This window comes from Rathayibacter rhapontici (genome assembly GCF_001995175.1).
Classification (GTDB): Bacteria; Actinomycetota; Actinomycetes; order Actinomycetales; family Microbacteriaceae; genus Rathayibacter.
In genome coordinates this window covers 64,732-75,401 of the sequence record NZ_MUKN01000012.1, presented here as the reverse complement: position 1 = coordinate 75,401, position 10,670 = coordinate 64,732, and the positions used below count along the sequence as shown (strand labels likewise).

The window sequence follows — 10,670 nt, the reverse complement described above, 5'->3', positions numbered from 1 at the left end:
CCCTCGCGATCCGCACCGTCTTCGAGCGCGAGGCGCGGCGCACGGCCGAGACCATGCGGCCGTTCGTCCCGGAGGGGATCGGCCGCGTCGCCGAGATCGTCCCCGCCCGCGACGGCGCCCCCGCCACCACCGCCGACGTCTTCCGCTCGGCCGGCGCCGGAGCGCGCGCGACCGTGGTGTGGATCCACGGCGGGGCCTGGATCTCGGGGCACCGGCAGGACGTGGAGCCCTACCTGCGCATGCTCGCGGCCGCCGGCTACACGGCGGTCGGCCTCGACTACGGCCGCGGCCCCGAGTCGGCCTACCCGACGGCGCCGCGCCAGCTGCTCGCCGCACTCGAGCACCTCCGCCGCCACGCCGGGCGTCTGGGCATCGCCCGCGATCGGATCGTGCTGGCGGGCGACTCCGCGGGAGCCCAGCTCGCCAGCCAGCTCGCCACCGCGATCACGAACCCGTCCTACGCGCGCGACGCCGGGCTCACGACCACGCTCCCCGTCGACGCCCTGCGCGCCCTGATCCTGCACTGCGGCGTGTTCGACCTGACCGGGGTGTCGAAGGTGACCGGAGTCGCCGGCTGGGCGTTCCGCGCCGCGCTCTGGGCCTACACGGGCCGGCGCAACTGGTCCGAGTCGACGGCCGGGCTGCACATGTCGACCATCGACCACGTCACTCCGCGGTTCCCGCCGGTCTTCATCAGCGGAGGGAACGCGGACGCTCTCACGGCCCGCCAGTCGCGCCCGTTCGCCGCGCACCTCCGCACCCTCGGCGTCCCGGTGACCGAGCTCTTCTGGGGCGAGGGCCACGAGGCGCAGCTGGGGCACGAGTACCAGTTCGACTTCGACCTGCCCGACGCTCGGGTGGCGCTCGAGCGGACCCTGGAGTTCCTGGAGCGCACGACCGCGCGGTGAGGGATGAACGGCGCCTCTCTGGCAGTTCCCTGGACGAGCCGCCGAGCACCGTGACGTTCTCGGACGTCATCGCGTCCTATTCGCAGACCGCCCCGATCGACCGGATCGGGCACCACGCGAAAGAGGAGATCATGGCCGACAGCAACGCGACCACCACGACGGGCACCGGAGTCGGACGCACCGTCATCGACGACGCCGTCATCGCGAAGGTCGCGGGCATCGCCGCCCGTCAGGTCCCCGGCGTCCACGCCCTCGGCGGAGGAGCGGCCCGAGCGATCGGCGCGCTCCGCAGCGCCATCGGCAACGACGACCGCAGCCAGGGCGTCAAGGTCGAGGTCGGCGAGCGCCAGGTCGCCGCCGACGTCGTGATCGTCGCCGAGTACCCGGCCGCGCTGCAGGGCGTCGCCGAGGGCGTGCGCTCCGCCGTCGCCGAGGCGATCCGCGAGATCGTCGGCATGGACGTCGCCGAGATCAACGTGACCGTCCAGGACGTGCACATCCCCGAGGACGACGCCCCCGAGGCCGAGCCCCGCGTCGCCTAGGCGCCCCCTCACCACCACGCCACCGCACGAACACCGACGGAAGGACACCCTCATGGGACTCGACGACAAGATCAAGAACGCCGCTCAGGACCTCGCCGGCAAGGCGAAGGAGGCCCTCGGCAACGTCCAGGGCGACGAGCGCAAGGCCGAGGAGGGCCGCCGCGACCAGCAGGCCGCCGACCTCAAGAAGACGGGCGAGGACGTCAAGGACGTCTTCAAGAACTGACACCCCACCCTCCCGGACGCCCCGCCGCTCGCGGCGGGCGTCCGTCTGCACGACCAACGACAGGATCCCCGGACCCGGATCGCGAACAGGAGCATCGAATGCAGAACGCCTGCACCCGGCCACTCGACGTCGACGACGCCGTCGCCCTCGTGGCGGTCCTCGCGACACTCGAAGGCCTGCTGGCCGCCGGACGGCTGCCGGAGGACGAGATCGCCCTGCTCCGCCGCAGCCTCGAGCAGGGCGGCGGCGTGCTGCCGGGAGCCGACCACGGCGAGCTGGCAGCGGCCCTGAGCGCCCTGAACGAGCGGCTCCGCGAGACGATCGGCTGATCCGCGTCGATCCTCCGCGCCCCGGGGGCGCTAGCGTGGCCCCATGTCCGGCGCCCACTTCGTCCTGTCGACGGCCTCCCCCTGGGAGGACCGCACCGAGGTCATCGGCGTCTACGCCTCCGAGGCGTGGGCGCGCGAGGCCGCGACGGTGTGGCTCCGCTCGCCCGATCGCGAGGCGTTCCCGCGCTGCATCATCGAGTGCTGGAGCGGGGCGCACCTGCTGCAGCGCGAGGTGATCGAGGGCGTGCCCGCCGACGACGGGTCGGACGGCGCCGGGATCAGCGGAACACCGACGGACGGCTGAGCGCGTCGGCCCAGGGCTCGCGCCCGGTGACGACGTCCGTGCCCGCCTGGGCCGACTCCCGGATCGCGAGGCCCAGCAGGTGGTCCTGCAGCCCGTCCGCGAGCGGATAGGGCGCCGGCCCCTCCCCCCTCGCCCAGGCGCCGGTCGCGGCGACGAGCGCGTCGACCGCGATGTCCTCGTCGGACTGCCGCGCGCCGGGGTGCGGGTTCTGGAACAGCACCTCGCCGTCGAGCGCGATCGTGTCGAGGTGGAAGCCCTCGAGGTTGTGGTCGATCCCCGTCTGCCGGCGGGTGATCCGCGACTCGACGACCGAGCGCGGCGCCGCCATCCGCACCACGCTGTCGCCGTCGATCTCGCCGTGCGAGCCGCGCACGGTGAGCCGGCGGTGGCGCAGCGGGCTGAACCACTGGTTGTCGGTGAAGTCGTAGAGACCCGACCGGCCGTCGCCGAAGTCCAGGGTCGCCAGGGTGGTCGTCCGCTCCTCGGCCTCGGTCGCATCGGTCCAGCCGTGCGTCGTCAGCGGATCCAGGAGCGGCGCGCGCAGATCGCGCGCGCTCACGCGGGTCGGCCCGCCCCGGTCGCCGAGCAGCCCGCGCATGATCGAGACCGCGTGGTACAGGTGGTTCGAGCAGACCTGCACCTGGGTCGGGGTGCCGATGACGCCCGAGCGCACCGCCCGCCAGCGTGCGGAGTGCGCCGGCATGAACAGGCTCTGATCGGCCACCTGGACCAGGTCGGACCCGCCGACCTCGTCCCACATCCGCCGCATCGCGGGCACGTCGAGGGCCGGAGGGGTCTCCTCGAGCACCCGGATCCCGCGCCGGACGAGGTCGGCCGTGATCCCGGACGCGACCTCGACGGGCACGGCGACGAGCACGAACTCGGGGTCGCCGTGCGCGACGAGCTCGTCGACGCTGCCGAACGCGGGCACGCCCCACTCGGCGGCGACCGCGTCGCGACGCGCGGACCGCGAGTGGATCCCGGTGACCTGGAACGACTCCGGCACGTCGCGGGCGAGGCGGAGGAAGAAGCCGGTGCGCCAGCCGGAGCCGACGATCGCGAACCGGATCGGGGAGGAGGTCATCGGCGTCGTCCTGTTCTGCGTGGTCCCGCGGGGCGTCGTCCTGACGTGCGCGGGCGGTCGGGGGCGGTCGTGCTGGACCAGTGCGAGGGGCGCTCGAAGTGCGGAGGGAGCACGGTCGCCGCGTCGCCGCGCGCGCTCGAGACCTGCGCCTGGGTGAGGTAGAGCGCGCCCGAGAGGTCGGCGCCGGACACGTCCGCGTCGCGGAGGTCCACTCCGAGCACGTCGCAGCGGTGCAGGTCGGCGCGGCTCAGGTCGGCCGCGATCAGCAGCGCTCCGCGGAGGTCGGCGCCGCGGAGATCCGCTCCGCGCAGGTCCGCGCCGAGCAGATCGGCACCGGGCACGAGGCGGCGGTCGGAGCCGGCGCGCACCCCGGCGCGGGCGGTCGCGCTCGCGTTGATCAGGAGCGGGCGGGACGCGGCGAACTCGCCGTCGACGTCGGCGGCGAGGATCTGCTCCGGCGACGCGAGCGTCAGTGCGTGCACCGCCTCGAAGCGGCCGAGCACGGCGTCGCCGAGAGCCGCGTCGACCTCGAGCGCAAGCGCGACGTCGAGGTACCAGAGCAGCTCGTGCAGTCGGCGGACCAGCGGGAACACGGCGAACATCCGCTCGCGCACCGCCGCGTCGCTCCGCCACGAGACACCGCCGAAGGTGTGCGTCGAGACCTTCTGGCCCGCGCCGAAGCAGTCGAAGACCGTGCAGCCGACGAAGCCCTCGGGGCGGAGTCGGCGGTGGATCGTGCAGCCGTCCTCGGAGTCGAGGTTCGTGCACGGATCGCCCGCCGGCTTGTCGACGGGGAAGTCGCTCGAGCGCGAGAACGCGAGGGCGACGCAGCAGAGCCCGAAGCAGTTCGCGCAGTCGGCGCCCAGATCCTCTCGGCGGCCGAGCTCGACCCGGGTGCGTGACGACATCGCTCCCGAGCCTACGCGCGGATCAGTGGGCGAGGGCGAGCACGCCGACGACGAGCGCCCCCAGGCCCAGGAGGATCGCGAGCGAGATCAGGCCCTGCCGCCAGGTGAGGCCCGCCCGGCCGACGGCGATCAGCGCGACGGCGGCGAGCACCGCGGCGTAGACGCCGACGCCGATCCAGAGGGCCGTCGTCGCCTCGATCCAGCCCAGCACCGCCGCGAGCAGGGCGAGGACCGGCAGCGACGCCGAGGCGAGCGCGCCCGCCGCGATCCGGAGCATCGTGCGCAGCTCGGCGCGGGACGGGAGCGCCGCGTGGGTGACCTGGTGCGCGATGACCTCGGCCGTGAATCCCGCCGCTGAGATGCCGATGATCGAGATCACGAGGCTCCGCAGGGCGTGGCCGGCGTCGGGGTGGTCGTCGACGGCGTAGATCATGACGACCGCGAGACCCGTGAACGTCGCGTAGACCCGCTCCTTGAGGGCGCGGGCGCTCTCCTCGAGCGGACGGCGGGTGTACTCCATCCACCGGGAGACGGGCCCGGCGGCGCGGCGGGCCACCGTCAGTAGGAGGCGGAGTCGACGCGCGCGGCCGAGGCGTCGCCGTCGAGGCGCGCGGCCAGGTCGCCGAGGATCGTCGCCGATCCGCTCGTGCCGAAGCGGGTGACACCGAGCTCGCGGTACGCGAGCAGCGTGTCGAGGTCGCGGACGCCTCCGGAGGCCTTCACCTGGACGGCGTCGGACACCGCGCCGCGCATGAGGCGCAGGTCGTGCTCGTTGGCGCCGCCGCCCGCGAAGCCGGTGGCGGTCTTGACGAAGTCGGCGCCAGCGCGCTCAGACGCCTCGCTGCCCGCGACGACCTGCTCGTCGTCGAGGAGGCTCGTCTCGAGGATCACCTTGACGACGTGGCCGTCGGCGGCGTCGACCACCGCGCGGACGTCGTCCTCGACGTCCTGCAGCAGGCCGCTGCGCAGGCGGCCGATGTTGACGACCATGTCGAGCTCGCTCGCACCGTCGGCCAGGGCCTGACGCGACTCGGCGACCTTCGCGGCCGTGGAGGTGGTGCCGTGCGGGAAGCCGATGACGGTGCCGACGAGGACTCCGGAGCCCTCGAGGCGGCGCACCGCGTGCGCGATGTCGGAGGGGCGGACGCAGACGCTGAACACGCCCGAGGCGGCGGCCTCGTCGAGCTGCGCGTCGACCTCGGCGCGGGTGAGCTCGGGCTTCAGGATCGCGTGGTCGATGAGCGCCGCGATCTCGGCGACGCTGGGCAGGCTGGGGGTGCTCATGCGCTCGATTTTACCCGCGCGTGCCGGGCGGTAGGACGTGCCGGGCGGCGCCGATCCGTCGTGTAAGGCCGCGCAGACTCGCGCGGAGCGGCCTCCGGTGACGGATCGATCCCCCGCGACGACCGTTCGTGACGGATCGGGCTCCCCCACCGCACGGACGAGACCCGCCCGCGCCCCGACTCCGGCGACGGCGCGTCTCTCTCGACCGAGAGGAGGGACGCGACCCCCACGAGCGACGCGGAACGCGAGCTGTGAACCTGCACCCCGTCGCGCAAGGTCGAGCGCATCGCGGAATCGCGTGCCAAGCGATTCCGCGCAGCGGACGCAGGACGCTCTGCGGAACGCGACCACCTCGAGAAGCCCACCGCGGCGAGAACCGCCGAGTGCGGTTCGAGCACACGAGCACAGTGATCGCGTGCCAAGCGATTCCGCGGAGCGGACGCTGGACGCTCCGCGGAACGCGACCACCTCGAGGAGCCGACTGCGGCGAGGAGTGCCGACGGCACTCCGAGCACGGGAACACGGAAAGGGCCCCGCGATCGTGAGATCGCGAGGCCCTTTCCGTGTGAGCGCAGCAACGCCTGGTGATTACCGGCGCTGCGCGCCGGAAATCACCAGCTGGACTTCGTGATGCCGGGCAGCTCGCCGCGGTGCGCCATGTCGCGGAAGCGGACACGCGAGATGCCGAACTTCGACAGGTTGCCGCGGGGGCGGCCGTCGACGGCGTCGCGGCCGCGGACGCGGACGGGCGAGGCGTTGCGGGGGAGCTTCTGGAGGCCGACGCGGGCGGCCTCGCGGGTCTCGTCGGTGCCGGCCGGGTCGACCAGAGCCTTCTTGAGCTCCAGGCGCTTGGCGGCGTAGCGGTCGACGATCACCTTGCGCTGCTCGTTGCGGGCGATCTTGCTCTTCTTGGCCATTTCTAGCGCTCCTCGCGGAAGTCGACGTGCTTGCGCACTACGGGGTCGTACTTCTTCAGCACGAGACGGTCGGGGTCGTTGCGACGGTTCTTCTTGGTCACGTAGGTGTAACCGGTGCCTGCCGTCGAACGGAGCTTGATGATGGGACGGACGTCCTGCTGCTTTGCCATTAGATCTTCACCCCACGAGCGAGAATGTCCTTGACGACGGACTCGATGCCACGGGCGTCGATGACCTTGATGCCCTTGGCCGACAGCGTCAGGGTGACGTTACGGCGGAGCGACGGGACGTAGTACGTCTTCTTCTGCACGTTCGGGTCGAAGCGGCGCTTGGTGCGCCGGTGCGAGTGCGAGATGGCGTGTCCGAAGCCGGGAACGGCTCCGGTCACCTGGCAGACTGCTGCCATGGTTTCCTCCATGTGTGGTTACCGTGGGGCGCACGCGGCACTCGGCCCCGCTCGACCCACCCAAGGTCACTTGTCGGCACACCGCCCACCGGTCGCGGAGGCCGGGGCCTCCGCCGCAGGGGCAGCACGCAAGCGCGTGCAGATGCACGCAACCTGAGTAGCTTAGGCGACGCGGCCCGCGGGCTGCAAGAGCACGAGCCTCTCACCCCGACTGCGCCGCGTGCATCCGCGCATAGTGCCCGTCGACGGCGAGCAGCTCGTCGTGCGAGCCCCACTCCACGATGCGGCCCCGCTCGAGCACGACGATGCGGTCGGCGGAGCGGATGGTCGAGAAGCGGTGCGCGACGACCAGCGTCGTCCGGCCCGCCGTCAGCCGGCCGAGCGCGTCCTTGATCAGCGCCTCCGACTCCGGGTCGAGGGCGCTCGTGGCCTCGTCCAGCAGCAGCACGCGGGGGTCGCGGATGAGGGCACGGGCGATCGAGAGGCGCTGGCGCTGGCCGCCCGACAGGCGGGCGCCGCGCTCCCCCACAACCGAGTCCCAGCCGTCGGGCAGCGATTCGACGATCTCCCACGCGTTCGCGTCGCGCAGCGCCGCCTCCATCCGCTCGTCGGGCACCTCGCCGAGGCCGTAGGCGATGTTGTCGCGGATCGTGCCCTCGAAGAGCACCGACTCCTGCGGCACCACCGAGACGGAGCGGCGGAAGGTGCGGAGGTCGAGGGTCTCCATGTCGACGCCGTCGAGCAGGATCCGGCCCTTCGTGGGCCGGAGGAAGCCGAGGACCACGTTCAACAGGGTCGACTTGCCCGATCCGGAGGCGCCGACGAAGGCGACGGTCTCGCCCGGGCGCAGGTCGAGGTCGATGCCGTGCAGGGCCGGTCCGTCGTCGCCGTAGCGGAAGTCGACGCCCTGGAGCGTGATGCGCCCGGTGACGCGGCCGACCGCGCGCTTGCCCTCGTTGTGCTCGAGGTCGGGGTCCTCGAGCACCTCGGCGATGGAGCGGACCGACTCGAAGCCGCGCGCCGCGAGCGGGAGCAGCATCAGCAGATTGGTCATGGACGAGGTGAGGAGCGCGAAGTAGCTGCTCAGCAGCACGACCTGGCCGGGGGTGACGGGCAGCCACCCCGAGATCGAGACCCACGCGGCGAGCACCAGGCAGCCGACTCCGAGCAGCTGCAGGCTCACCCAGGAGAGCGAGGCGAAGCGCCCGTTGAGCAGGTCGAGCTCGAAGCCGGCCTCGCGGACCCCCTCGGCGCCGGTGGCGACGGTGCGGACCGCGGTCTGCTCGAGTCCGTGCGCGCGGGTGACGGGCATGAGGGTGGCCATCGCTCCGACGGTGGCCGAGAACCGCTCGACCTCGCGGCGGAACTGCTCGTTGCGCTGCATGCTGCGCCGCTGCAGGATCCGTCGCAGCAGCACGGCGAGCGGGATCGCGAGGGCGTAGACGGGGAGGAAGGCCGGCACGTTGATCGCCGTCATGGTGACGGCTCCGATCAGCACCATCACGGCCGAGAGCAGCGGGTTCGCGGTCTGCTGCAGCATCGTCTCGACGTTCTCGACGTCGCGGACCACCTTGGTCTGCACGATCGCGCTGTTCGCCCGGGCGTGGAAGCCGATCGAGAGCAGCTGCAGGCGGTTCGCGATGGCCTTGCGCAGATCCGCGCCCATGTCGCGGACCGTGCCCATGAACAGCCGCACGAACATGACGTGGTTGGGGTAGTTCTGCGCGAGCAGCACCAGGGCGATCACCGACCACAGGAGCAGGCCGCCGCTCGGCCCGCCCGCGACGACGATGTCGATCACCTGGGCCGTGACGACGGGCAGGAACCAGAGCGGGGTGTCCTTCACCGCGAAGAAGGCGACGGCGGCGAGGATCCGGCGCGGACGCCTCCGGAGCAGGCCGACGACGCTGCGCAGCGGATGCCGCCCGTCGACGATCTCCTCGACGGAAAGTGCTTTCCCAGACATGGCTCCATCCTCGCGCCGGGCACGCGCAGGCACCACCCCGCCGCGCCGCGCGCTCCTCGTGCGGGGGCGCGCGCCGGCACGGTACGGTCGCTCGGGCGCTCCGGGGGATCGGCGCGCTCTCGAGGGGGGACCATGGAATCGCTGAGGCGCCGCGCGCTGCTGCTGGGGATCGCGTCGGCGGCGGTCGGACTGAGCGGCTGCACCGCCGACCCGGGGTCCGCGCCGCTGACGGCGGTGCCCGTGGCGGCCACTCCGACTCCCACTCCCCCGCCGACGCTCCCGCCGCGCCCGGTCCCGACCGCGACCGCGACGCCGGAGCCGGTCCGCATCCGGATGCCGCTGCCCGAGGGGATCATCAGCGAGCTGCCGCCCGGCGTCGGGAGCGCGATGGCCTGGACCGTCGACGACGGCGCCGACACCGAGGTCGTCTCCGCCTACGCGCAGTTCGCGGAGGACACCGGCACGCGCCTCACCTTCTTCCTCAACGGGCAGTACGACTCGTGGACCGCGTGCGCGCCGGCGCTCGCTCCGCTCGTCGCCTCGGGCCAGGTGCAGCTCGCGAACCACACCTGGTCGCACGTCGATCTCACGAGCCTCGGCCCCGACGGGGTGCAGGAGGAGCTCGGCCGCAACGGCGAGTTCATCCGCTCGACCTACGGAGTCGAGGCCGCGCCGTTCTACCGGCCGCCGTTCGGCTACACCGACGCCGCGAGCCGGGCCGCGGCGGCGGGCATCGGGTACACGGCGACCACCCTCTGGTACGGCTCGCTCTCCGACTCCGGCCGCATCGCCCCGGAGCAGGTGCTCGCCTTCGCCGACGAGTGGTTCCAGCCGCAGCGCATCGTGATCGGGCACGCGAACTTCGACCCCGTGACGCAGGTCTACGCGCAGCTGGTCGACATCCTGGTCGCGCGCTCGCTCGAGACGGTGACGCTGCGCGACGTGTTCGCGGTCTGACGCACCGTCAGCGCAGGCTCGCGCGGGCGGCCTCGGCGATCGCGGCGGCGACCGCGTCGAGGCTCGGCGTGCGGAGCGACCACTGCTGCCAGTAGAGGGGGATGTCGACCGGGTCCCCGCCCAGCGCGACGAGGCCGGGGTCGCCGACCGGCGCCTGGAGCTCCGGCAGCATGCCCCAGCCCAGACCCAGCCGCACGGCCGCCTCGAAGTCGGTCGAGCCGGGCACGCGGTGCCGGGGCGGCGCCGCTCGGGGCGCGTGGGCGGCGAGGAAGCGCTCCTGCAGGCGGTCCTTCTCTCGAAGACGACGACGGGCGCCTCGGCGAGCCCCTCGAGCCCGCCCGAGGGGAACCAGCGCTCGGCGAACGCGGGCGCGGCCATCGCCCGGTAGCGCATGACGCCCAGCGGGGCGACGGAGCAGCCGAGCACCGCCTCCGACTCGGCCGTGACCGCCGCGATCACCGTGCCGTCGCGGAGGAACGCGGTCGTGTGCTCCTGATCCTCGCGGTGCAGCTCGAAGACCGCGCCGGGCACGCCTGCGAGCGCGGGGAGGACCCAGGTGGCCAGCGAGTCGGCGTTGACGGCCAGCGCGAGGGGCACCGGGCCGGCCCCCTCCGCCTCGTCGCCGCCGAGGGCGCGCACGGCGTCCTCGGCGAGCAGCTCGATCTGACGGGCCAGGCGCAGGAGCCCGGCGCCCGCCTCGGTGGCGACGACCGGCCGCGAGCGCACGAGGAGCACGCGGCCGGCCGCGGTCTCGAGCGCCTTGATCCGCTGGCTGAGCGCCGAGGGGGTGACGTGCAGCGCGGGCGGCCGCGTCGAAGGAGCCGTGCCGAACGGCCGCG

15 protein-coding genes and 1 pseudogene are annotated in these 10,670 nt (G+C 73.1%); 6 read left to right on the top strand and 10 right to left on the bottom strand.

All coding sequences use genetic code 11. From position 1 onward, the window contains the following. The 5 genes from B0T42_RS05895 to B0T42_RS05875 all read left to right on the top strand — a co-directional run. The coding region (locus tag B0T42_RS05895; RefSeq protein ID WP_077222324.1) for an alpha/beta hydrolase at positions 1–908 on the top strand (908 nt) is incomplete at its 5' end. A 50-nt stretch (positions 909–958) separates the two neighbouring features. Then, entirely contained in the window at positions 959–1,450 is a 492-nt protein-coding gene (locus tag B0T42_RS05890) for an Asp23/Gls24 family envelope stress response protein (protein ID WP_446737359.1), read from the top strand. Between the two features lie 52 nt (positions 1,451–1,502). Then, on the top strand, positions 1,503–1,676 hold the full coding sequence (locus tag B0T42_RS05885; RefSeq protein WP_055786180.1) for a CsbD family protein: 174 nt from the start codon (positions 1,503–1,505) through the stop codon (positions 1,674–1,676). Positions 1,677–1,774: 98 nt separating this feature from the next. Next, a complete protein-coding gene (locus B0T42_RS05880) occupies positions 1,775–2,005 on the top strand; it encodes a hypothetical protein (protein WP_077222323.1) in 231 nt (76 codons plus the stop codon). A gap of 43 nt (positions 2,006–2,048) precedes the next feature. Then, positions 2,049–2,309: a hypothetical protein gene (locus tag B0T42_RS05875; RefSeq protein ID WP_077222322.1), complete on the top strand. Its 261-nt coding sequence runs from the start codon at positions 2,049–2,051 to the stop codon at positions 2,307–2,309. Here the strand turns inward: B0T42_RS05875 and B0T42_RS05870 are convergent. The 8 genes from B0T42_RS05870 to B0T42_RS05835 form a co-directional block, all read right to left on the bottom strand. Then, complete coding sequence (locus B0T42_RS05870; RefSeq protein ID WP_077222321.1) at positions 2,284–3,393, bottom strand: Gfo/Idh/MocA family protein; 1,110 nt, start codon at positions 3,391–3,393, stop codon at positions 2,284–2,286. The genes B0T42_RS05875 and B0T42_RS05870 overlap by 26 nt on opposite strands. Further along, positions 3,390–4,301, bottom strand: a complete 912-nt coding sequence (locus B0T42_RS05865; protein ID WP_077222320.1) for a pentapeptide repeat-containing protein — start codon at positions 4,299–4,301, stop codon at positions 3,390–3,392. Before B0T42_RS05865 ends, B0T42_RS05870 begins: the two co-directional genes overlap by 4 nt. A 22-nt stretch (positions 4,302–4,323) precedes the next feature. Then, positions 4,324–4,857, bottom strand: coding sequence for a hypothetical protein (locus B0T42_RS05860; RefSeq protein WP_077222319.1), 534 nt, complete (start codon positions 4,855–4,857; stop codon positions 4,324–4,326). 2 nt (positions 4,858–4,859) lie between these two features. Next, complete coding sequence (deoC, locus tag B0T42_RS05855; RefSeq protein ID WP_173892304.1) at positions 4,860–5,585, bottom strand: deoxyribose-phosphate aldolase; 726 nt, start codon at positions 5,583–5,585, stop codon at positions 4,860–4,862. Between the two features lie 611 nt (positions 5,586–6,196). Beyond that, the gene (gene rpsN / locus B0T42_RS05850; protein WP_077222318.1) at positions 6,197–6,502 is read right to left on the bottom strand and encodes a 30S ribosomal protein S14; all 306 of its coding nucleotides are present in this window, start codon (positions 6,500–6,502) and stop codon (positions 6,197–6,199) included. 2 nt (positions 6,503–6,504) lie between these two features. Continuing rightward, on the bottom strand, positions 6,505–6,672 hold the full coding sequence (rpmG, locus tag B0T42_RS05845) for a 50S ribosomal protein L33 (RefSeq protein WP_027692168.1): 168 nt from the start codon (positions 6,670–6,672) through the stop codon (positions 6,505–6,507). Next, complete coding sequence (gene rpmB, locus B0T42_RS05840) at positions 6,672–6,908, bottom strand: 50S ribosomal protein L28 (protein WP_055786157.1); 237 nt, start codon at positions 6,906–6,908, stop codon at positions 6,672–6,674. Before rpmB ends, rpmG begins: the two co-directional genes overlap by 1 nt. A gap of 202 nt (positions 6,909–7,110) precedes the next feature. Then, positions 7,111–8,874: an ABC transporter ATP-binding protein gene (locus tag B0T42_RS05835; RefSeq protein ID WP_077222317.1), complete on the bottom strand. Its 1,764-nt coding sequence runs from the start codon at positions 8,872–8,874 to the stop codon at positions 7,111–7,113. Positions 8,875–9,006: 132 nt separating this feature from the next. Here B0T42_RS05835 and B0T42_RS05830 point away from each other — a divergent pair, with 132 nt between their 5' ends. Further along, on the top strand, positions 9,007–9,831 hold the full coding sequence (locus tag B0T42_RS05830) for a polysaccharide deacetylase family protein (protein ID WP_094742687.1): 825 nt from the start codon (positions 9,007–9,009) through the stop codon (positions 9,829–9,831). A gap of 7 nt (positions 9,832–9,838) precedes the next feature. On the opposite strand, the gene B0T42_RS22265 is transcribed toward B0T42_RS05830, so the two are convergent. After that, entirely contained in the window at positions 9,839–10,057 is a 219-nt protein-coding gene (locus B0T42_RS22265) for a hypothetical protein (protein ID WP_342418209.1), read from the bottom strand. Between the two features lie 116 nt (positions 10,058–10,173). Continuing rightward, a pseudogene (locus tag B0T42_RS22260) lies at positions 10,174–10,596 on the bottom strand (ArgP/LysG family DNA-binding transcriptional regulator); the annotation flags it as partial. Positions 10,597–10,670: the final 74 nt, after the last annotated feature.